We start from the raw sequence: 21,540 nt of genomic DNA on the forward strand, positions 1-21,540 counted from the left end.
CTCCGTGCCGGCGGACAAGCCTCCGCCGGCACGGGCCCCTCGAGGGGCGTCGGTATGAAGATTCCACGGGTGAAACCCGAGCACACACCTCACCGGTTCCCGGACGGCACCATCCGTATCGGCGGTGCGGGCTACGGGATAGCGGCAGAGATCCGGGATCCCGGCGGGTGGGTCTGGGACACGCTGACACGCATGGACGGCGTCACCCCCGTCGAACGGATAGAAGCCGAGCTCGCCGCGGCTCATCCGGGCCTGGGCGACAACGGCGTCCGGACGGTGATGTCCTCGCTGTTCGGCTCGGGCTATGTCGAGGACATGTCCGAGTACGACCAGGAGGGCCTGACCGCTCGAGAAGTGGAGCGGTACAGCAGGAATCATTCCTACTTCCGACGAGTGGACCTCCGGCCGGGGACGAACTCCTGGGAGCCGCAGCGGCGGCTGAAGAACTCCCGGGTGGTGATTCTCGGACTCCGCGGCACGGGGAGTCATGCGTCCTGGGCGCTCGCGGCCGCCGGCGTGGGCCGGATTCATCTCGTGGATCCGGACGTCGTCGAGGAGTCCAATCTGACCCGACAGGCCCTGTACGGCGAGGAGGACCTGGGCAGGCCCAAGGCCGAGGTCGCGGCGCGGCGTCTGCGGTCGGTCAACTCGTCCGCCGCGTACACCTGCGCCGTGGAGAAGGTCGACACCGAGGACGGGCTCGGGGAGCTCGTCGCGGGCTGCGATGTCTTCGCGCTGCGTTGCGCAGGTGAGCGAAGTCCCCGGCGAGGACGCTGTCCTCGTACCCGGCGCCGCCGAGAAAACCGGTCCAGGGCCTCGGGCCCGAGGAACCGGAGCGTGCTCCGACTCACCTGCGGCTGCCGCCACTGGGGACCTTCGAACCGCCCGCGGGGCGAGCGCCTGACACACGCCCCGAGGCAACGCCGCACCTTCTGGTCCCGAAGCCTGCTGAAACGCGTGCCTGGTCATCACGGCGAGGCCGAATTCTCCCTCGTACGGGGTGGATTCGAGGTCTCCCGGCACCCACTCGGCGCCCCTCACCAGACCCGGATGGAACTCGTCACCCGGCCCCATGGATTGGGGAGTCGTACAGCTCAGCGAACAACCAGCCCCCGCAGCACAATACGGCGAGGATGGCGCAGAGCGGCCGGTTCGCGGCGCGGGTCCGTGTCGTAGACCGTGATGTCGGCGAGGCCGCCCTCGGTCAGGGAGGGGAGGCCGAGAAGGCGCGGGCGGTCCAGCTGGCGGCGCCGAGGGCGGTTTCCGGGGGAGACCGGCGTCGATGAGGTGTTCGACCTCGGTGGCGACGTTGCCAAAGGGGGCGCAGTCCGTGCCGGCGAGGACGGTGACGCCGGCGTCGTGGGCCTCGCGGACGCGACGGATCATCGTGCGGTGGCCCTCGTGCCAGAGGCGGCCCCGGGCGTTGGGCCTGATCCTCGGCGCACTACGGGCGAAGGCGGTGAGCGTGGGGACGTACGCCGCTCCGTGCGCGGCCATCAGCTCGACGCACTCCGCCGGCATGCCCATCCCGTGTTCCACCGAGTCCACCCCGGCCCGGGTGGCGCCCAGCACGCCGTCGGCGGACTGGCAGTGCGCCGCGACGCGACCACCGACGTCGTGCACGGCGTCGACGACCGCCTTCAGCAGCTCGTACGGCACCGGGGGCGCCTCGAAGTCCTAGTCGCCCATGACCTTGCACCAGCCGTCGCCCGCCTTCGCCTCCGCGACGGCGGCGGTGACGAGATCCTCGGTGACCGTGTGGAAGTCGGCGCTCTTCGAGAGCCCCGCCCAGGCCAGCCAGCGGCCTGCCGTGAGCATCCGCGGGGCGTCCGGTGCCTCGCGCAGCTCCGGCGGTACGCCACCCAGCAGCCCGGGGAAGCGCAGTGCCGTCGTACCGGCGTCGCGGTGTGCGGCGATCTGCTCGGCGAAGACGCCGGGGTCGAAGACCGGCTCGCCCTCCCGTGCCCCCGGGTGCGTGTGCACGTCGACGAGGCCCGGCAGCAGGAAGCCGCCGTCGGCGACGGTGTCGGCCGGGGCGGACGGGCGGTCGTGGGTGAGCCGGTCGCCGAGGACCCAGAGGTCGCGTAGGACGCCATCGGGGAGGACGGTTCCGCGCAGGTGGAGGGGCATGGTGGTTAATCGTTCGACAGGCGGGCCGGGGGCAGAGATGCTCCCCGCGAGCGTACGTCGACCAAGCCCGCCTCGGAGGCATCAGTTGAACCCCGTCATCCGCCACATCACCATCGACTGCACCGGCGACCCGTACGAACTCGGCCTCTTCTGGAGCCAGTTGCTCGGCCGCCCGCTCGCCGACGACGACAAGCCGGGCGATCCCGAGGCACTCATCAAGGACCCCGACGGCGGCCCGACCCTGCTGTTCGTCAGCGTGCCCGAGGGCAAGACCGTGAAGAACCGCATCCATTTCGATCTCCTCCCCCAGGGCCGTACCCGCGCGGCCGAGGTCGAACGAGCGATCGACCTCGGGGCCCGCCTCGTCTCCGACCGGACACGGCCCGACGGACGGGGGTGGGTCCTCCTGGCCGACCCCGAGGGGAACGAATTCTGCGTGGAGCGCGGGGAGTTGGGCTGACCGTCCGCCCTCTCAACGGGTACGGGTGCGTACCCGTATCCTGTACGGGTGAGTGAGAGGGGTTCCGTCATGTCTGACGCCAATATCCGCATTCCCGCCGAGGCCCGTGACCGGCTTGCCGAGATAGCGGCCGGCGAGGGCCTGTCACTACGCGCCTACCTCGCCCGGCTCGCGGACTCGCTGCTCACGCCTGCCGAACGTGCCGAGCGCGCCGAGCAGGCCCGTGCCGTGCTCCGAGAGTGGAACGGTTACGACCCGAGCGCGGAAGAACAAGCCGACCTGGACACCGAGCTCGACCGGCGACTGGGCGAGGCGGCTGCCCCGTGACCGATTCCCTGCACGTGATCCTCGACGCCACGGCCATGGTCGCCGCCGGAACCGGCAACGTTCTGGCCTCCCGCCTGATCCACCGCGCGCACTCCGCGCCGGGGTGGTTCCTGTACGCACCCGCCTGCGCTCTTGTCGAGGCCGACCGGACCAGGCCCGGTACGGCCGAGCACATCGCCGCGCTGCCCAGCGTCACCATCCTCGATCTGGATCTGCCCGCGGCCCTTGCTGTCGCACGCGAGACCACCTGGGCTCCGGCGCAGATCGGGCACGCGGCCAGGCCGACGCCCGAACGGCCCGATGGGGCCGTCGTCGCCACAACCGCAGCGGAGAGCTGGAAGGGGCGGCCGGTGCGCGTCCTTGATCTCGGCCCCTGACCGCGAGGTCATCGGAAGCCGGTGGAGGCCGGTGGAGGCCGGTGGAGGCCGGTGGAAGCCGGTGGAAGCCGGTGGAAGCCGATGCCCGGATATCGGCAGGACTCGATATCCGGGCATCGGCATTCTCCGGACGCGTGCATCCGGATGGAGAGTGCACCCGGACGGGCGGGGTGAGTGTGTGTTATGCGAGTTATCCGTCGATATTGACCGATAACGGAACAGCGCCCCGGCGCTGCGGCACAGCGCACACATCAGGAGGCACTCCATGCGTGGAGCCACTCGCGCCAGGTGGGCGGCATGCGCGGCGGCCGTCGCCCTCGTGGCGACGGCCTGCGGGGGTGACGGCGGCAGCGGCGGCGGTGTGGACCGTGGCGGGGTGCTGAGCTCCTCCTGGGGGGACCCGCAGAACCCGCTGGAGCCGGCCAACACCAACGAGGTGCAGGGCGGCAAGGTGCTCGACATGATCTTCCGGGGGCTGAAGCGGTACGACCCGGAGACCGGCGAGGCCGAGGACATGCTCGCCGAGGAGATCGAGACCGAGGACTCGCGGGACTTCACGATCACCATCGAGGACGGCTGGACCTTCAGCAACGGCGAGGCCGTCACCGCCAAGTCCTTCGTCGACGCCTGGAACTACGGGGCCAGTCTGAAGAACAACCAGAAGAACGCCTACTTCTTCAGCTACATCGACGGCTACGACAAGGTCCACCCCGAGGACGGGAGTGAGCAGAGCGCCGACACCCTGTCCGGGCTCAAGGTCGTCGACGACCACACCTTCACCGTCAAGCTCAGCCAGAAGTTCTCGACGTTCCCCGACACCCTCGGCTACGCCGCCTTCGCCCCGCTGCCCCAGGCCTTCTTCGACGACCACAAGGCCTGGCTGGCCGAGCCGGTCGGCAACGGGCCGTACACCGTCGACTCGTACACCAGGGGCTCGCAGATGTCGCTGCGGAAGTGGGAGGACTATCCCGGCGACGACGCGGCCGGGAACGGCGGTGTCGATCTCAAGGTCTACACCGACAACAACACCGCCTACACGGACCTGATGGCCGGCAACCTCGACCTCGTCGACGACGTCCCGGCCGCCCAGCTGAAGAACGTCGAGGCGGACCTCGGCGACCGGTACATCAACGCCCCGGCCGGCATCATCCAGACCCTCGCCTTCCCGTTCTACGACAAGAAGTGGGACCAGGCCGGGATGGAGAAGGTCCGTACGGGGCTCTCCCGGGCCATCGACCGGAAGCAGATCACCGAGACCATCTTCCAGAACACCCGCACCCCGGCCACCGACTGGACCTCCCCTGTCCTCGGCGAGGACGGCGGCTACAAGGAAGGCCTGTGCGGTGAGGCCTGCCAGTACGACCCCGACGAGGCGAGGAAGCTGATCAAGGCGGGCGGCGGGCTCCCCGGCGGGCAGATCAAGATCTCGTACAACGCGGACACCGGCTCCCACAAACAGTGGGTCGACGCCGTCTGCAATTCCATCAACAACGTCCTCGACAACGACAGGGCCTGCGTCGGCAACCCGTTCGGCACCTTCGCCGACTTCCGCAGCCGGATCACCGATCTGAGGATGTCCGGGCCGTTCCGGGCGGGGTGGCAGATGGACTACCCGCTCATCCAGAACTTCCTGCAGCCGCTGTACTACACCAACGCCTCCTCCAACGACGGCAAGTGGTCCAACGCCGAGTTCGACGAGCTCGTCGACGAGGCCAACGCCGAGACCGCCCCGGCCGAGGCCGTGGAGCTGTTCCAGCAGGCCGAGGAGGTCCTGCGGGACGACATGGGCGCCATCCCGCTCTGGTACCAGAACGGCAGCGCGGGCTACTCGGAGCGGCTCTCGAACGTGTCGCTCAACCCGTTCAGCGTCCCCGTCTACGACGAGATCAAGGTCAGCTGAGCCACGAGGGGCGACCTCTCCCGGGAGCCCGCCCCGCCTACCCACGGAGCCCCCATGGGACGCTACGTCATCCGCCGTCTGCTGCAGATGATCCCGGTCTTCATCGGCGCCACACTGCTGATCTTCCTGATGGTGAACGTGATGGGCGACCCCGTCGCGGGCCTGTGCGGCGACCGGCAGTGCGACCCCGCCACGGCCGCCCAGCTGCGCAGGGAGTTCGGCCTCGACAAGCCCGTGTGGCAGCAATACCTGACCTACATGGGCAACGTCTTCACCGGCGACTTCGGCACCGCCTTCAACGGGCAGCCGGTCACCGAGCTGATGGGCTCCGCCTTCCCGGTCACCATCCGGCTGACGTTCGTCGCGATCCTCTTCGAGATCGTCTTCGGGATCGTGCTGGGCGTCGTCACCGGGCTCCGCCGCGGCCGGCCCGTCGACACCAGCGTCCTCCTCGTCACCCTGGTCGTCATCTCCGTGCCCACCTTCGTCACCGGGCTGCTGCTCCAGCTGCTGCTGGGCGTGAAGTGGGGCTGGATCAGCCCGTCCGTGTCGTCCGCCGCGCCCTTCGAGGAGCTGATCCTCCCCGGGCTCGTCCTCGCCTCCGTCTCCCTCGCCTACGTCACCCGCCTCACCCGTACGTCGATCGCCGAGAACACCCGCGCCGACTACGTCCGTACGGCCGTGGCCAAGGGACTGCCGAGAAGGCGCGTCATCACACGGCACCTGCTGCGCAACTCCCTCATCCCCGTGGTCACCTTCATCGGCACGGACATCGGCGCCCTGATGGGCGGCGCGATCGTCACCGAGCGGATCTTCAACATCCACGGCGTCGGCTACCAGCTCTACCAGGGGATTCTCCGGCAGAACACGCAGACCGTCGTCGGCTTCGTGACCGTCCTCGTCCTCGTCTTCCTGGTCGCCAACCTGCTCGTCGACCTCCTGTACGCCGTACTCGACCCGAGGATCCGCTATGCCTGAGCCCCAGCGGCCGGAGCCGCACGTGTCGGGCGGCGGCCGCGCCGCGGAGAACGGGGCCATCGCCGCGACCGGGATGGGAGGCGCCATGGACCTCGCCACGACCGAGGGGGAGACGCTGGAGAAGGGGCCGGGCGGGCCGGACGGCACCGGCCTCCGGGAGAAGCCGCGCTCCCTGTGGTCCGACGCCTGGCACGACCTGCGGCGCAACCCGGTCTTCATCCTCTCCGGGCTGGTCATCCTCTTCCTGGTCGTCATCTCGCTGTGGCCGTCGCTGATCGCCTCCGGGAGCCCGCTCAAGTGCGACCTGTCCAAGGCCCAGCAGGGCTCGGAGTCCGGGCACCCCTTCGGGTACGACGGCCAGGGCTGCGACGTCTACACGCGCACCGTCTACGGGGCCCGCACCTCGGTCGCCGTCGGCGTCTGCGCCACGCTCGGCGTCGCGGTCCTCGGCTCGGTGCTGGGCGGGCTCGCCGGGTTCTTCGGCGGGGTGTGGGACTCGTTCCTGTCCCGGATCACCGACGTGTTCTTCGCGATCCCGGTCGTCCTCGGCGGTCTCGTGCTGCTGTCGGTCGTGACCAGCAACACCGTCTGGCCGGTCATCGGGTTCATGGTGCTGCTCGGCTGGCCGCAGATCTCCCGTATCGCCCGCGGCTCGGTCATCACCGCCAAACAGAACGACTACGTACAGGCCGCCCGGGCCCTGGGCGCCTCCAACGCCCGCATGCTGCTGCGCCACATCGCGCCCAACGCCGTCGCCCCGGTGATCGTCGTCGCCACCATCGCGCTCGGCACGTACATCGCGCTGGAGGCGACCCTGTCGTACCTCGGCGTCGGGCTGAAGCCGCCGAGCGTGTCGTGGGGGATCGACATCTCCGCCGCGTCCCCGTACATCCGCAACGCCCCGCACGCCCTGCTGTGGCCCTCCGGCGCGCTCGCGATCACCGTCCTCGCGTTCATCATGCTCGGCGACGCGCTGCGCGACGCCCTCGACCCGAAGCTGAGGTGAGCCGTCGCCATGCTGCTCGAAGTGCGGGACCTCCACGTGGAGTTCAGGACCCGGGACGGGGTCGCCAAGGCCGTCAACGGGGTCACCTGCAGCGTGGACGCGGGCGAGACCCTCGCCGTGCTGGGCGAGTCCGGCTCGGGCAAGTCGGTGACCGCGCAGGCCGTCATGGGCATCCTCGACATCCCGCCCGGAAGGATCACGGGAGGCGAGATCCTCTTCCAGGGGCGGGACCTGCTGAAGCTCAAGGAGGACGAGCGCAGGAAGGTCCGGGGCGCCGAGATGGCGATGATCTTCCAGGACGCGCTGTCGTCCCTCAACCCCGTGCTCTCCGTGGGCGACCAGCTCGGCGAGATGTTCGTCGTGCACCGCGGGATGTCCAGGAAGGACGCCCGGAACAAGGCCGTCGAGCTGATGGACCGCGTCCGCATCCCGGCCGCCGCCGCACGCGTACGGGACTATCCGCACCAGTTCTCCGGCGGCATGCGCCAGCGCATCATGATCGCGATGGCGCTCGCCCTCGAACCCGCCCTGATCATCGCCGACGAGCCCACCACCGCCCTCGACGTCACCGTCCAGGCCCAGGTCATGGAGCTGCTCGCCGAGCTGCAGCGCGAACTCACCATGGGGCTCGTCCTCATCACCCACGACCTGGGTGTGGTCGCCGACGTCGCCGACCGGATCGCCGTGATGTACGCGGGCCGGATCGTCGAGTCCGCCCCCGTGCACGACATCTACAAGGCGCCCGCCCACCCGTACACCCGCGGCCTGCTGGACTCGATCCCCCGGCTCGACCAGAAGGGCCAGGAGCTCTACGCCATCAAGGGCCTGCCCCCGAACCTCATGAACATCCCGCCCGGCTGCGCCTTCAACCCCCGCTGCCCCATGGCCCAGGACGTGTGCCGGTCCGACGTACCGCCCCTCTACGAGGCGCACGAGCCGGACGGGGCCCGCAGGAGCGCCTGCCACTTCTGGAGGGAGTGCCTCCATGGCTGAGCCCCTCCTGGAGGTCCGCGGCCTCCACAAGCACTACCCGCTCACCCAGGGGATTCTCTTCAAGAAGCAGGTCGGCGCCGTGAAGGCCGTGGACGGCGTCGACTTCGAACTCGGCGCCGGCGAAACCCTCGGCATCGTCGGCGAGTCCGGCTGCGGCAAGTCCACGGTGGCCAGGATGCTGGTCAGCCTGGAGAAGCCGACGGCCGGTTCCATCACGTACAAGGGCGAGGACCTCGGCAAACTCTCCGGCAAGGCGCTGAAGGCCGTACGGCGCAACATCCAGATGGTCTTCCAGGACCCGTACACCTCCCTCAACCCCCGCATGACCGTGGGCGACATCATCGGGGAGCCGTACGAGATCCACCCCGAGGCCGCGCCCAAGGGCGACCGGCGGCGGAAGGTGCGGGAGCTGCTGGACGTGGTCGGGCTCAACCCCGAGTACATCAACCGCTATCCGCACCAGTTCTCCGGCGGCCAGCGCCAGCGCATCGGCATCGCACGGGGGCTGGCGCTGCGCCCCGAGATCATCGTCGCCGACGAGCCGGTCTCCGCGCTCGACGTGTCCGTGCAGGCGCAGGTGATCAACCTGATGGACCGGCTGCAGGGCGAGTTCGGGCTGAGTTACGTCTTCATCGCGCACGACCTGTCCATCGTGCGGCACATCTCCGACCGGGTCGGGGTGATGTACCTCGGGCGGATCGTGGAGACCGGCAGGGACGCGGAGATCTACGACCATCCCACGCATCCCTATACACAGGCCCTGCTGTCCGCCGTACCCGTGCCGGACCCCGAGGCACGGGAGTACCGGGAGCGGATCATCCTCTCCGGTGACGTGCCGTCCCCGACGAACATCCCGTCCGGGTGCCGTTTCCGGACGCGGTGCTGGAAGGCCGAGGAGCGGTGCGAGCTGGAGGTGCCGCTGCTGGCGGTGCCCGCGGAATTCCGGTTCACGGCGGGGCCCGCTGCGCATGACTCGGCCTGTCACTTCGCGGAGGCTGTATCGATCAGGCGCTCCGCGCCGGGGCTGGTCGTCCCGCCGGAGGAGGCAACGGACGGTCATGACGAGGCGGGGGCATAGGCGCACATATGTGCATCAACCGCGTTAACGCGCAGGCAACTTCACCGACCCGATACCGATATACGGACGCGGCACGCTGAACAGCGTACGGCCGTGCGGGTGCCGTAAACAGGCCGGGGTGCGCCATGTCACCCCGGCCTGTTGCACGCCCCTTGCGCCTAAGCCGGCGCCGCTCTCGCGGACCTGGCCCCCTGTGCGCCTAAACCGGCGCCGCTCTCGCGGACCTGGTTGATGCTTCGTCGTGGTTTCTCAATTGATGGTTGCGGTGCTCGGTGCGGTGTGGGTGCTCAGGCCAGTTTGAGAGCTCGCTGTAGGAAGTCCAGCTGGAGCAGGAGCAGGTTCTCGGCGACCGCCTCCTGCGGGGTCATGTGCGTGACTCCGGAGAGCGGGAGCACCTCGTGCGGGCGGCCCGCGGCGAGGAGGGCCGAGGACAGGCGCAGGGAGTGCGCCACCACCACGTTGTCGTCGGCGAGGCCGTGGATGACCATCATCGGGCGGGCCGGTTCCCGGGCGCCGACCAGGCCCGTGTCGTCGATCAGCGAGTTCCTGGAGTACACCTCGGGCTGCTCGCCGGGGTGCCCGAGGTAGCGCTCCTGGTAGTGGGTGTCGTACAGGCGCAGGTCGGTGACCGGGGCGCCCACGATCGCCGCGTGGAAGACGTCCGGGCGGCGCAGCGCCGCGAGCCCGGCGAGGTAGCCGCCGAAGGACCAGCCGCGGATGGCGACGCGGCTCAGGTCGAGCGGGAAGTCGGCGGCCAGCGCCTGGAGGGCGTCGACCTGGTCCTGGAGCACGACCGCGGCCAGGTCGTCCTTGACGGCCTTCTCCCAGGCGGGCGAGCGGCCCGGCGTCCCGCGTCCGTCGGCGACCACCACCGCGAAGCCCTGGTCCGCGAACCACTGCGAGGTCAGGTGCGGGTTGTGCGCGGCGACCACCCGCTGGCCGTGCGGGCCGCCGTACGGATCCATGAGGACGGGCAGGGGAGTGTCACCGGGGTAGTCCGTAGGCATAAGTACGGCGCACGGGATTCGACGTGCGCCCCCCTGTGTGAGCGTCACGCGCGGGGACAGACCGGGATGTTCCGCATACGAGGGGACAGTCGCCGCCGGCTTTCCGTCGCGCAGTACCTGCACCCGGGCCCCAGGCCGGTCGAGGGTGGCCGAGGACAGGACCGTCACCCCGCCGGCGCGCACCGCCGAGTGCACGCCGGGTTCCTGCGAGACGCGCTCCACGCCTAGCTCGTTCACGCGGTAGATGTGCACTTCGCCGATCTCCGGGTCGGTGGCCGCCTCGCCCGCGGACGCCGAGACCAGCACGTCGTCGGCGGAGACGTCGAGCACCGCGCGGATGTGGAGCTGCTTACTTGTCAGCGGGCGTTCACCCACCGCGAGGACCCGCGCGCCGCCCTCGTCGGTGACCCGGACGAGCTGCCCGGAGGGGCTCCAGCGCGGCACGCCGGCGAAAAGATCAAGCCAATGTTGATCTTCATCCGCGTGCACCATCCGGGTCGCCCCGGAGTCCGGGTCCACGGCCAGGAACAGCTGACTGCGCTGGTCCCGCGCCTGCACCAGGATCAGTGGCGCACCCGCCGCTGACCAGTGCACATGCGCCAGATACGGGTAGCGCGCCCGGTCCCAGGCCACCTCCGTGCGGACCCCGTCGAGGTCGGTCACGAAGAGCCGTACGTCCGCGTTGTCCGTGCCCGCCGCCGGATACGCGACCTCCTGCGGCCTCCTTTCCGGATGCGCCGGATCGGAGATCCACCACCGCTTCACCGGCGTGTCGTCCACGCGCGCCACGAGCAGCCGGTCGGACTCCGGCGACCACCAGAAACCGCGCGAACGCCCCATCTCCTCGGCCGCGATGAACTCGGCCAGACCGTGCGTGACGTTCTCCGACCCCTCCCCGGTGAGCGCCCGATCGTGCTCGCCCTCGGCGCCGACGACGCGCAGGGCGCCCCGGGCGACGTAGGCGATGTGCCGTCCGTCGGGGGAGGGCCGCGGGTCGATCGCCGGTCCGGGCACGTCGAGTTCACGTGCCGTCCCGGCCCGCAGTTCGGCCACGAAAAGCCGCCCTGACAAGGCAAAAGAGGCCAACTCCACGGCCGTGTCGGTGGCGTAGCCGACGATGCCGGCGCCGCCCTCGCGGCTGCGCTCCCGGCGTGCGCGCTCGGCGGCGGACAACTCCTCGGTGGCGCCGTTCAACAGGGCGTGCGGGTCGGCCGCCACGCGCTCTTCACCATCGTTCACGTCGAGCACCCACAGCTTGTTCGCCCGGTCGGTACCGGAGGCGGACCGCAGGAACACGACACGCGAACCATCGGGTGCCACGGCGAACGCGCGCGGCGCGCCGAGGGTGAACCGCTGGGTACGGGCGTGCCGGCGGGGAAAGGATTCGGGCTCGGTCGTCATGCTCCGACCATATTGGCCATGCGCCCCCTTGTGCGGCCGTGCGCCGATCGATGCGCGCGTACACATAGTTATGATCACTAGCGCTGCGTGGGTATGAACCTGCTGGCTGCTGTATGGATTTACAACTTGTGTTGCTCTGCCCCCCACGTCCCAGGGAACTTTGGAGGTGAGCCGCCGTGGCACTCTCGATTTCGGCGGTGGTGCTGCTGGCGATCATCGTCTTCCTGCTGATCAAGAAGTCAGGGCTGAAGGGTGGGCACGCTGCCGTGTGCATCCTGCTCGGGTTCTACCTCGCCTCCTCGACCATCGCTCCGACGATCAGCGAGCTGACGACGAACATCGCGGGCATGATCGGCAGCATCAACTTCTGATCAACTTCTGACGACGAGCATGACGAACACTGCGGGCCCGGTCGGCAGCGTCGAGTTCTGAGGCCTGGCCGGGCCCGTCCCGGTCCGGGCTCGTAGGGTGGGCTCCATGACGGATCTGCCCGCTCGGCGTCTGCTCCTGGTGCACGCGCACCCGGACGACGAGTCGATCAACAATGGCGCGACCATGGCCAGGTACGCGGCCGAGGGCGCCCATGTGACGCTGGTGACCTGCACCCTCGGCGAGGAGGGCGAGGTCATCCCGCCGCGGCTCGCGCATCTCGCGCCCGACCGGGACGACGCGCTGGGCCCGCACCGCGTGGGCGAGCTCGCCGAGGCCATGAAGGAGCTCGGCGTCACCGACCACCGCTTCCTCGGCGGCCCCGGACGCTTCCGCGACTCCGGGATGATGGGCGTCGAGCAGAACGAGCGCGAGGGCGCCTTCTGGGCGGCCGACGTGGACGACGCCGCCGCACACCTCGTCGAGGTGATCCGAGAGATCCGCCCCCAGGTCCTCGTCACCTACGACCCGAACGGCGGCTACGGCCACCCCGACCACATCCAGGCCCACCGCGTCGCCATACGCGCCGCAGACCTGGCCGCCGAGCCCGGCTACCGCCCCGGCCCGGCCGAGCCCTGGGAGATCGCCAAGGTCTACTGGAACCGGGTGCCGCGCTCAGTGGTCCTGGAGGGCTTCGCCCGGCTGCGCGAGGCGCTCGGCGAGTCGCTTTTCAAGAAGGCCGCCACCGTCGAGGACGTGCCCGGCGTGGTCGACGACCACGTGATCACCACCGAGATCGACGGCACCACCTTCGCTGCCGCGAAGGCCGCCGCCATGCGCGCGCACGTCACCCAGATCGAGGTCGCCGAGCCGTGGTTCGCGCTCTCCAACGAACTGTGGCAGCCCCTCTTCGCCACCGAGTACTACGAGTTGGTGCGCGGCAGACGCGAAGGGGGTGGCCGGGAGGCCGACTTGTTCGAAGGGATCGTTCCGGATAATTCCGGTGCCGCTCAGAACGGAGCGGGCTTCTGATGCGTACGACTGTGTATGCGACGTATGCGACAGCGTATGACGGACAAGCCGCGGGCGTGGCCGTTGGGCGAGAGGCGGGCGCGCTGTGAAGACGACGGACAGGCAGCCGGGCGGCCAGGGCGGCGCGCTCGCACAGCCGTTGACGATGCCACCGGTCGGGCGGATCGCCGCCTACCTCGGGCTGTTCGTGCTCGGGGCCGTGATCGGGGCGGCCGGGGCACTGGTCCAAGCCGGCTGGTTCCCGGGCGGGTTGCTGCTCGCGCTGCTGGGCGCGGCCGGGACCTTCCTGGGCGGCGCGCACGCGACGGGCGCCCGGGCGGGGGCCGTTGCGCCCGCCGCCGGCTGGATGATCGCCGTCATTCTGCTCACCACCAGCCGCCCCGAGGGGGACTTCCTCTTCGGCGTGGGAGCCGTCTCCTATCTCTTCCTGCTCGGTGGTATGGCGACCGCTGTGATGTGCGCCACCCTTGCTCAGGGGCGGCAACCAGCCGGGCCCGGCGCCCGACTTGGGAAGTGACGTACAGCATCGCCGTAGCGCGCGCGTGCGGGTCCGGTGTGGGTTTCCCCAGCGGGCATGGGATACAGGCCGGAAGTGGCCAGTATGGTGGTGCGCGCCGCCGAGCTGCCCGAGATGAGGTCGAGTACACGGGCGGCGGAGCCAACCGGGAGAACCTGCCTTGAGTCGTGACACTGACACCTCGTCCTCCGGGCCCAACGGGCGCGGCGGAGCCGCGTACCCCTCCGGGACACCGCCGTACGGGACCCCCGCGGTTCCCGGGGCCTCCGGTGGCGGCGACGCGGCCCGTGCGGCAGCGGGCGCGCAGTCGGAGGAACAGGACCGCAAGACCGAGACCACGCTGACGACGCGGATCCGGATCAACATCCCCGGTTCGCGGCCCATCCCGCCCGTCGTCGTACGGACGCCGGTCGGCGACTCCGAGTCCGGGGCGAACGAGAAGGGCGCCTCCAGCTCGGAGACCACGGGGACCATGAGCATGCCCGTGGTGACGGACGGCTTGTCAGGGCCGCCGTCCTCTTCGTCGCCCTCGTCGCCCTCGTCGTCCTCGGGGGCTTCGGCTGGTTTGTCGGCTTCTGTGGGTTCGGCAGGTTCGGCAGGTTCGTCGGCGGGGCGTGGGGGGATGGCTGGTTCTGGTCCTTCGGCCGGGTCGGGGGGCGCGGGTGGCGCGGGGGCTTCCGGTGCTTCGGGCGCCACGGGTGCTTCGGGCGCCCCGGGGGCTTCGGGCGAGGAGAAGACCAGCGACTGGTTCGCGCCGCGCAAGCCTGCCGCCGCCAACGGGGCCGGTCTCGGTGCGGGTTCGCCGGCGCAGGGTGCGTCCGGTGGTCCCGGTGCGCGTCCTGGTGGGGCGAAGGGGGCCGCGGGGCCCGTGGGCGGTCCGGGCGGTGCGCGTCCCGGTGGGCCGGCGGGCAATGGTTCCCGGCCCGGTCAGGTTCGTCCCGGCGGTCCCGGCGGTCCCGGCGGTCCTGGTGGTCCTGGTGGTCCTGGCGGTACGAACGGTGCGGGGCTTCCCGGTGCCACGGGTGCCGGGCCCGTCGCGCCCGGTCACGGTGGCGGGACCGGCTCCTTCGACGTGTCGGCGGCGCTCGGCGGTACGCGTCCGACGGGCGGACCCGAGGGCGGCGAACCGCGGCGCGACGAGCTGCCGTACTTCACGGAGAACGGACAAGGCGGGCCGGGCAGGCATGGTGGGCCCGGTGGGCCGAACGGCGGTGGTGGCCCCGCAGGGCCGACCGGTGGCCCGGTCACAGGAGACGGCCCGATGGTGCCCCCGGTGGGTCCGGGCGGTCCGGGCGCACCGGGAGGCGGCCCCTTCGGCGGTCCCGGCAGCGACTTCTCGGCTCCCCAGGCAGGGGGCGCGGACTTCTCCGGCCCCGGCCCCGGCGGCGGCCTCAGCGACGACACCGCGATCCTGACCCCCCAGCGCCCCGTGCCCGACCAGAACTTCCCGCCCGGGTTCGACGGCCCCGGCGGCCCGCGGGACCACGTCTCCGGGCACACCGTGACCAGCGGCATCCCCGTCGTCCCACCCGGCGCCCAGAACGCGCGGTTCGGGACGGGCGCCCCGGGCGACGGGCCGGTGCCGCACACGCCGCCCAAGCTGCCCGACCCGGTTCAGCCGCAGGCGGCCTCCTCCGCCAAGCCCGCGAAGAAGAAGGGCCGCAGCAAGCTGGTGCTCCTCGGCGTCGGCGTGGTGGTCATCGGGGCCGGCGTGTACGGCGCCGGGCTCCTCATGAACCACTCCGACGTGCCCAAGGGCACCACAGTGCTCGGCGTCGACATCGGCGGCGGTACGCGCGACGAGGCGGTCAACAAGCTCGACGACGCCTTCGGTGACCGTACGAACGAGGCGCTGGAGCTGTCGGTCGACGGCCGGACGGTCTCGCTCAAGCCGGATCAGTCGGGGCTCCAGTTCGACATGCAGTCCACGGTCCGCGAGGCCGCCGTCAGCGACTACAACCCGGTGTCGGTGGTCGGCTCGCTGTTCGGCCAGAAGCGCGCCGTCGAGCCCGTGATGCCCGTCGACGAGGAGAAGCTGCGGGCCGCCCTGGAGCGCGCCGCGGGCGGCTCCGGCACGACGACCGACGGCACGATCAGGTTCGAGTCCGGCAAGGCCGTCGCCGTCTACGGCAAGGAGGGCAAGGGCATCGCCGTCGACGCCTCCGCCGAGGCCGTCGAGGAGGCCTACCGCGCCCAAGTCGAGACGGGCGCCACCGACCCGGTGGAACTCCCCACGACCGTCAAGGAGCCGGCGATCGACAAGGCCGAGGTCGACCGGATGATGAAGGAGTTCGCGCAGCCGGCGATGTCCGCGTTCGTCACGCTCAAGGTGGACTCGGTGGAGGTCATCCAGTTCAGCCCGGAGAACTCCCTGTGGAAGTTCCTCCGGGTGAAGGCCGAGAACGGCAAGCTCGTCGAGTCCTACGACAAGGCCGCGCTGAAGGACCTGTACGGCAGCACCACCTTCGACGGCGTCCTGATCACCCGGGCCAACGGCCAGAAGACCCCGGTGACGCCCGAGGACGTGTTCGAGGCCCTGCGCCCGGCCCTCCTCGGCAAGACGGACGCCGAGCGCACGGGCGTGATCGAGACCAACCCGAGCTGACCCGAGCGATCGGCCGACCGCGCCGGCAGGATCTCTGAAGGGCGCCCGTCTCAGACGGGTGCCCTTCGCCGTCTGCCGTCTGCCGTCTGCCGTCTGCCGTCTGCGGTCTGCGGTCTGCCGTCTGTCATCTGCCCTCAGTTGAGCATCGCCCGGGCCGCCCGTGCCTGGTGGCGCAGCCGGTCGGCGGCTGCCTCGTCGACGGCTGCCACCACGTCGGCGTATGCGTCGAGTTCGGTCGCGCCCCGCAAGAAGTCGCCGCGCTGGATGAGGAGTTGGGCGTGCTCGTGGCGGAGGCGGGCCGGGTGGTGGGGGAGGAGGAGGGACAACTCGACGGCCCACAGGGCGACATCGGAGCGCTCGGGGCGGGCGGCGGCCCAGGCGCGGATGTTGTTGAGGATGCGCAGTACGACGTCGAGCGGGTCGGCGGGCGTGAGCATCGACGGGTCCAGCGGCGCGCCCGTGGCCCCGGCGACCAGCAGCTCGGCGTCGCTGCCGGTCAGCAGGCGTCCTCCGTCGCACGGATCGGCGAGTACCGGTGCCTGGAAGGACTGAGGGGTGTCGGTCGGCCGACCGGAGGAGGGGCCGGTAGGGTCCCCGAACCCGACGACGAAGTGCCCGGGCAGGGCGACCCCGTACACCGGCGCCCCGGCCCGCCGCGCCACCTCCATCCACACCACCGACAGCAGGATGGGCAGCCCGCGTCGCCGCCGCAGCACCTTGTGCAGCAGGGAGGACTCCAGCCGCCGGTAGTCCCCGGCCGACCCGCGGAAGTCACAGCGCTCCCCGAGCAGCTCACCCAGTGCCAGGGCCCACGCCCGCGCCCCACCGGGCCGGAACGGCACCAGCCCGGCCAGCCGGTCCAGCTCGATCTGCGCGGCATCGATCCCCGCCTCGTCCAGCCCCCCGTCCGCCGCCGCCCCCACCAACAGACACAGCCCCGCCAGATCCGGCCGCTCGGCCCGCGCCTCCTCCCCGAACCGCCGCCGCACCTCAGCGGCCCGCTCCGGCTCCGGTGGATACGGCGCCCCCATAGCGACCTCGTGCCCACTCACACCGATCGATACGGCCGCACGCCGCCCCGAACCCGAACACCGGCCCTGGCCTCGACCCTGGCTTCGGCTTCGGCTTCGGCCCCGGCTTCGGCCCTGGCCCCGGCCCCGGCCTCCGCTCCGACCTCGGTCCCGGCCCTGGCCCCGGCTCCGACCTCGGCTCCGACCCTGGCCCCGGCTCCGACCTTGGCCCCGGCTCCGACCTTGGCCCCGGCCCCGGCCCTGGCCCCGGCCCCGGCCCCGGCCTCGGCTCCGACCTCGGCCTCGGCCCCGGCCCCGGCCTCGGCCCCGACCCCGGCTCCGACCCTGGCCCTGGCCCCGGCCCCGGCCCTGGCCCCGGCCCCGACCCCGGCTCCGACCCTGGCCCCGGCCCTGGCGTCGGACTCTGTCCCGCGCCCGGCTGCGGGCGTTGCCTCGGGGCGGACTCCGGGCTCCGCCTCTCGGCTGGCTTCGTGGGTTGGCCCTAGTCCGGCTTCGGGCGCTGTAGCGGTACGGGCTTCGGTCTTGGTCTCCGGTCCAGCCTCGTGCCCGGCTTCAGGACCAGCTGCCCCGGTCTCGGCTCCGCACTCAGCCCCAGCCTCCGAGCCACCTTCGGTCCCAGCCCCAGCCCCCGAGCCACCCTCGGTCCCAGCCCCAGCCCCGGCCTCACCCCCGACCCCCTCCGGCCCCCGGTAATGGTGATACGCGTGGTGCGCCCCGAACCCCATCCCCGTGTACAGGGCCCGCGCCCCCGTGTTGTCCAGCTCGACCTGGAGCCAGGCGGCCGAGGCGCCCTCGGCCAGGGCCTGGTGGGCGAGGGCGGACATGACGGTGGTGGCGAGGCCTCGGCGGCGTTGGGACGGGGTGACCTCGACGGCGGCGAAGCCTGCCCAGCGGCCGTCGATGACGCAGCGGCCGATGGCGGCCGGGGGTTCGCCGGGTGCGCCGGGGACGGTGGCGAACCAGACCGAGGTGCCGCCGCCGAGGACCTTGAGGGCGACCTCGCTCAGCCCTTTGCGCTGGTAGCGGCTGAGCCAGGCCTCGTCCGCCGTCCGGGAGAGGACGACCCTGTCGGACCCGGGGGCATCGAGGTCGGCGATCGGCGCCAGGGAGCCGGTCCACAGCTCGGCGGTGACCTCGCGGACCCAGCCGCGCTGCTCCAGCTCCGCGCAGAGCAGCTCCTGGGTCCCCTCGGCCCCGGTCGCCAGTTGCATGTAGGCGGGGAGGCCACGGGCCGCGTACCAGGCGCGTACGGCGGTCAGCGCCTCGTCCAGCGGGCGCCCCGGGTCACCGACCGGCAGCACGGAGTTGGCGCGGCGGGTGAAGCCGGAGGCCGCCCTCAATTCCCACTCGCCCAGCGGCTCGCGTTCCACCGGTTGCCAGGCACGGGCGGAAACGCGCGCCAGCTCCTCGTACGAGGTCGCGGGGCCCCGTCGGCGGGCCGGGGCGGCGGGGACGACCTTGCCCGCGACCAGCGAGGACTCCTCGATCCGGACCCGTTCGCCGGTCCGCCGCGTGATCAGCAGCACACCACCGTCCCAGGATGTGAGAACACCCACCGTGTCAGTGAATTTCCCACGCTCGGGGGTACCTGTGTCGATCCGCCGTACCGAGACGCGTTTGCCCACGTCAGCGGCGGAGATACGGACCTCGAGCCGTCCGCCCGCAGAGATTTCCACAGGTCAGTTCACCCCTCCTGTTCGGATCATGCTCAGGAACGGAGATACTAGAGGCGGGCATCGACGACGCCGCGCTCCCGCGCGCCAGGCGGCGGAGCCTGAGGAGGCCCGCCAGCGCCCTATCGAGGAGGAACGACAGCGTGACCTACGTCATCGCGCAGCCTTGTGTCGACGTCAAGGACAAGGCGTGCATCGAGGAGTGCCCGGTCGACTGCATCTATGAGGGCCAGCGGTCCCTCTACATCCACCCGGACGAATGCGTCGACTGTGGGGCCTGCGAGCCGGTCTGCCCGGTCGAGGCGATCTTCTACGAGGACGACACCCCGGAGGAGTGGAAGGATTACTACAAGGCTAACGTCGAGTTCTTCGACGAGCTCGGCTCGCCGGGCGGCGCCAGCAAGCTGGGCCTGATCGAGCGCGATCACCCCTTCGTCGCAGCGCTGCCGCCGCAGGCGTAGCGCTCCGCTGGTGGTGCCATTTGACATCAGCGGGCTGTCTGCGGCCGTCCGCGCCCCGTGGCGGAGCCGCTGATGTCACCGGCCCGCGCTCCGTACGGGGCGCGGAGCCGCCACCGGCCTTCAGCCGCCGCCTCGGTCCCGTACGGCCTGATCGCCTTGATCGCCGTACGGGACCGAGGCGTTTGCCGTACGAGCGGCACGTATGGGCCTTTGTCGCCGGATGCCGGTCGTATGGATGTCGGTCGTACGCCGGTCGTATGTACGAGAAAGTGAGCCAGATCCCGTGTCCTCCGTAGTCTCCGACCGTCTCCCCACCTTCCCCTGGGACAAACTGGAGCCCTACAAGGCGACCGCCGCGGCCCACCCGGGTGGCATCGTCGACCTCTCCGTCGGCACTCCGGTCGACCCCGTGCCCGAGCTGATCCAGAAAGCCCTGGTGGCCGCCGCCGACTCCCCGGGCTATCCCACCGTCTGGGGCACCCCCGAGCTGCGGAACGCGATCACGGGCTGGGTCGAGCGACGCCTCGGCGCCCGCGGGATCACCCACCACCACGTGCTCCCGATCGTCGGCTCCAAGGAACTGGTCGCCTGGCTCCCCACCCAGCTGGGCCTCGGCCCGGGAGACAGGGTGGCCTACCCGCGCCTGGCCTACCCGACGTACGAGGTCGGCGCCCGCCTCGCCCGCGCGGACTACGTGGCGTACACGCTGACATCAGGCGCTGACGCGCCGGGTCCGACGGAACTGGAGCCGGCCGGCCTCAAGCTGCTCTGGCTCAACTCGCCGTCGAACCCGACCGGCCGCGTGCTGTCCAAGGACGAGCTGACACGGATCGTGGCCTGGGCCCGCGAGCACGGCATCCTCGTCTTCTCCGACGAGTGCTACATCGAACTGGGCTGGGAGGCCGACCCCGTCTCCGTCCTCCACCCGGACGTGTGCGGAGGCTCGTACGAGGGGATCGTCTCCGTCCACTCCCTCTCCAAGCGCTCGAACCTGGCGGGCTACCGCGCGGCCTTCCTCGCCGGGGACCCCGAGGTCCTCGGCCCGCTCCTCCAGATCCGCAAGCACGGCGGCATGATGACCCCCGCGCCCACCCAGGCCGCCGTGATCGCGGCCCTGGGCGACAACGAGCACGTACGGGAGCAGAGGACGCGTTACTCGGCCCGCCGCACCGCCCTGCGCGACGCCCTGCTCGGCCACGGCTTCCGCATCGAGCACAGCGAGGCCAGCCTGTACCTGTGGGCCACCCGCGAGGAGTCCTGCTGGGACACGGTCGCCCACCTCGCCGAACGGGGCATCCTGGTCGCGCCGGGCGACTTCTACGGCCCGGCGGGCGAGAAGTTCGTCCGCGTGGCGATGACGGCGACGGACGAGCGGGTGGCGGCGGCGGTGGAGCGCCTGGCCCAGCCGTGACGACGCCGTGACGACGCCGCGGTGGCGGAAGCCGAAGGGGTCCAGGGAAGCTTCCCTGGACCCCTTCGGCGTACGGCGGCCGGTACTGACGGCTAGCCGAGCGGCAGGCCCTTCAGCGGCACCTGACCGGCCGGCAGGGTGTTGCCCTGGGAGACCGAGTCGGTCGGCAGGCTGCCGCCGGTGTCCGTGGCCGTCTTGGCGGTGTCACCGAGCAGGCCGCCCGCGGAGCCAGCCGCTTCCCCGGCCGTCTTCTGCGCGGCCGGCGTCGCGGTCTTGGCCACCTTGCCACCGGTCTTGCTCGCGGCGGGCACCGACTTCTGCACCGCCTTGCCACCGGTCTTGGCCGCGACCCCGGTGGCGTTCTGCGCCGCGTCGTCGACGGTGCTGGCGGCGTTCGCCCCGTCCAGGGCGGTCAGCCCGCCGAGGTTCGGGGTGGCCGGGAGTTCGGGTGCCGCGCTCGCGGAGCCGGTCGCACCGACCACGGAGGCCGCTCCCGCTGCGGTGAGCAGCGCGGCACGGGCGATCCGGCGGGTCAGGGGGAGGGACATAGTGCTCCTTTGACGGGAGAGAACATTGCACTGTCCGCCCGGGGTGATCCCCGCGGCCCCGTGGCTGCAGGGGAGTAGATGATCGTTCCGGGCTCGGACGCAGTGACTACCGCTCGAAGCCCGCGAAGGTTGCGGCGGGCCAACGTAAAGAGTTGGCAATGCGTCGCATTATCTGTTGTGGATAAAAACGGGCAAAGGGTGACCGGTCCGATAGGCTGCTGAATCCTTACGGCCCT

At 71.1% G+C, this 21,540-nt stretch carries 19 protein-coding genes and 2 pseudogenes; 15 read left to right on the plus strand and 6 right to left on the minus strand.

The genetic code is table 11. The features are described 5' to 3' along the window. Window positions 1-54 precede the first annotated feature (54 nt). Window positions 55-1,176, plus strand: a complete 1,122-nt coding sequence (locus ACWD3C_RS13425) for a HesA/MoeB/ThiF family protein (protein WP_451143281.1) — start codon at window positions 55-57, stop codon at window positions 1,174-1,176. 165 nt (window positions 1,177-1,341) lie between these two features. Here the strand turns inward: ACWD3C_RS13425 and ACWD3C_RS13430 are convergent. Further along, window positions 1,342-1,659: pseudogene (locus ACWD3C_RS13430) on the minus strand (amidohydrolase family protein); the annotation flags it as partial. An 18-nt stretch (window positions 1,660-1,677) separates the two neighbouring features. Further along, window positions 1,678-2,130 carry a hypothetical protein gene (locus tag ACWD3C_RS13435; protein ID WP_451143283.1) on the minus strand — a complete coding sequence of 151 codons (453 nt, stop codon included), beginning with the start codon at window positions 2,128-2,130 and terminating at the stop codon, window positions 1,678-1,680. Between the two features lie 37 nt (window positions 2,131-2,167). Between ACWD3C_RS13435 and ACWD3C_RS13440 the strand changes: the two genes are divergently transcribed. The 8 genes from ACWD3C_RS13440 (at window position 2,168) to ACWD3C_RS13475 (ending at window position 9,249) form a co-directional block, all read left to right on the plus strand. Continuing rightward, window positions 2,168-2,590: a VOC family protein gene (locus ACWD3C_RS13440; protein WP_451143285.1), complete on the plus strand. Its 423-nt coding sequence runs from the start codon at window positions 2,168-2,170 to the stop codon at window positions 2,588-2,590. 69 nt (window positions 2,591-2,659) lie between these two features. Continuing rightward, a complete protein-coding gene (locus ACWD3C_RS13445) occupies window positions 2,660-2,917 on the plus strand; it encodes a hypothetical protein (RefSeq protein WP_451143287.1) in 258 nt (85 codons plus the stop codon). Window positions 2,918-2,952: 35 nt separating this feature from the next. After that, entirely contained in the window at window positions 2,953-3,294 is a 342-nt protein-coding gene (locus ACWD3C_RS13450; protein ID WP_451143478.1) for a hypothetical protein, read from the plus strand. 265 nt (window positions 3,295-3,559) lie between these two features. Beyond that, window positions 3,560-5,194, plus strand: coding sequence for a peptide ABC transporter substrate-binding protein (locus ACWD3C_RS13455; RefSeq protein ID WP_451143289.1), 1,635 nt, complete (start codon window positions 3,560-3,562; stop codon window positions 5,192-5,194). 54 nt (window positions 5,195-5,248) lie between these two features. Continuing rightward, a complete protein-coding gene (locus ACWD3C_RS13460; protein WP_451143291.1) occupies window positions 5,249-6,172 on the plus strand; it encodes an ABC transporter permease in 924 nt (307 codons plus the stop codon). Beyond that, the gene (locus tag ACWD3C_RS13465; RefSeq protein ID WP_451143293.1) at window positions 6,165-7,178 is read left to right on the plus strand and encodes an ABC transporter permease; all 1,014 of its coding nucleotides are present in this window, start codon (window positions 6,165-6,167) and stop codon (window positions 7,176-7,178) included. The genes ACWD3C_RS13460 and ACWD3C_RS13465 overlap by 8 nt, the downstream gene beginning before the upstream one ends. A 9-nt stretch (window positions 7,179-7,187) precedes the next feature. Further along, window positions 7,188-8,171: an ABC transporter ATP-binding protein gene (locus ACWD3C_RS13470; protein WP_451143295.1), complete on the plus strand. Its 984-nt coding sequence runs from the start codon at window positions 7,188-7,190 to the stop codon at window positions 8,169-8,171. Further along, window positions 8,164-9,249 carry an ABC transporter ATP-binding protein gene (locus ACWD3C_RS13475; RefSeq protein WP_451143297.1) on the plus strand — a complete coding sequence of 362 codons (1,086 nt, stop codon included), beginning with the start codon at window positions 8,164-8,166 and terminating at the stop codon, window positions 9,247-9,249. Before ACWD3C_RS13470 ends, ACWD3C_RS13475 begins: the two co-directional genes overlap by 8 nt. 287 nt (window positions 9,250-9,536) lie before the next feature. Here ACWD3C_RS13475 and ACWD3C_RS13480 read toward each other — a convergent pair whose 3' ends face one another. After that, window positions 9,537-11,657 carry a prolyl oligopeptidase family serine peptidase gene (locus ACWD3C_RS13480; RefSeq protein ID WP_451143299.1) on the minus strand — a complete coding sequence of 707 codons (2,121 nt, stop codon included), beginning with the start codon at window positions 11,655-11,657 and terminating at the stop codon, window positions 9,537-9,539. A 176-nt stretch (window positions 11,658-11,833) separates the two neighbouring features. On the opposite strand from ACWD3C_RS13480, the gene ACWD3C_RS13485 reads away from it, so the two are divergent. From ACWD3C_RS13485 to ACWD3C_RS13500, 4 genes are all read left to right on the plus strand, one after another. Continuing rightward, a complete protein-coding gene (locus ACWD3C_RS13485; protein ID WP_451143301.1) occupies window positions 11,834-12,028 on the plus strand; it encodes a hypothetical protein in 195 nt (64 codons plus the stop codon). 106 nt (window positions 12,029-12,134) lie between these two features. Then, window positions 12,135-13,058, plus strand: coding sequence for an N-acetyl-1-D-myo-inositol-2-amino-2-deoxy-alpha-D-glucopyranoside deacetylase (gene mshB / locus ACWD3C_RS13490; protein WP_451143303.1), 924 nt, complete (start codon window positions 12,135-12,137; stop codon window positions 13,056-13,058). Window positions 13,059-13,143: 85 nt separating this feature from the next. After that, a complete protein-coding gene (locus ACWD3C_RS13495) occupies window positions 13,144-13,575 on the plus strand; it encodes a DUF6113 family protein (RefSeq protein WP_451143305.1) in 432 nt (143 codons plus the stop codon). 160 nt (window positions 13,576-13,735) lie between these two features. Beyond that, window positions 13,736-16,180 carry a hypothetical protein gene (locus ACWD3C_RS13500; protein ID WP_451143307.1) on the plus strand — a complete coding sequence of 815 codons (2,445 nt, stop codon included), beginning with the start codon at window positions 13,736-13,738 and terminating at the stop codon, window positions 16,178-16,180. A 134-nt stretch (window positions 16,181-16,314) separates the two neighbouring features. On the opposite strand, the gene ACWD3C_RS13505 is transcribed toward ACWD3C_RS13500, so the two are convergent. Continuing rightward, window positions 16,315-17,211: a transglutaminase-like domain-containing protein gene (locus tag ACWD3C_RS13505; protein ID WP_451143309.1), complete on the minus strand. Its 897-nt coding sequence runs from the start codon at window positions 17,209-17,211 to the stop codon at window positions 16,315-16,317. Window positions 17,212-17,879: 668 nt separating this feature from the next. Next, a pseudogene (locus ACWD3C_RS13510) lies at window positions 17,880-18,887 on the minus strand (GNAT family N-acetyltransferase); the annotation flags it as partial. A 140-nt stretch (window positions 18,888-19,027) separates the two neighbouring features. Between ACWD3C_RS13510 and fdxA the strand changes: the two are divergent. Next, entirely contained in the window at window positions 19,028-19,345 is a 318-nt protein-coding gene (fdxA, locus tag ACWD3C_RS13515) for a ferredoxin (RefSeq protein ID WP_005480604.1), read from the plus strand. Window positions 19,346-19,628: 283 nt separating this feature from the next. Then, window positions 19,629-20,756 carry a bifunctional succinyldiaminopimelate transaminase/glutamate-prephenate aminotransferase gene (locus tag ACWD3C_RS13520; RefSeq protein ID WP_451143311.1) on the plus strand — a complete coding sequence of 376 codons (1,128 nt, stop codon included), beginning with the start codon at window positions 19,629-19,631 and terminating at the stop codon, window positions 20,754-20,756. Between the two features lie 92 nt (window positions 20,757-20,848). Here the strand turns inward: ACWD3C_RS13520 and ACWD3C_RS13525 are convergent, their stop codons facing one another. Further along, the gene (locus ACWD3C_RS13525; protein WP_451143313.1) at window positions 20,849-21,304 is read right to left on the minus strand and encodes an ATP-binding protein; all 456 of its coding nucleotides are present in this window, start codon (window positions 21,302-21,304) and stop codon (window positions 20,849-20,851) included. Window positions 21,305-21,540 lie beyond the last annotated feature (236 nt).

Source organism: Streptomyces sp. NPDC002845 (assembly GCF_053591955.1).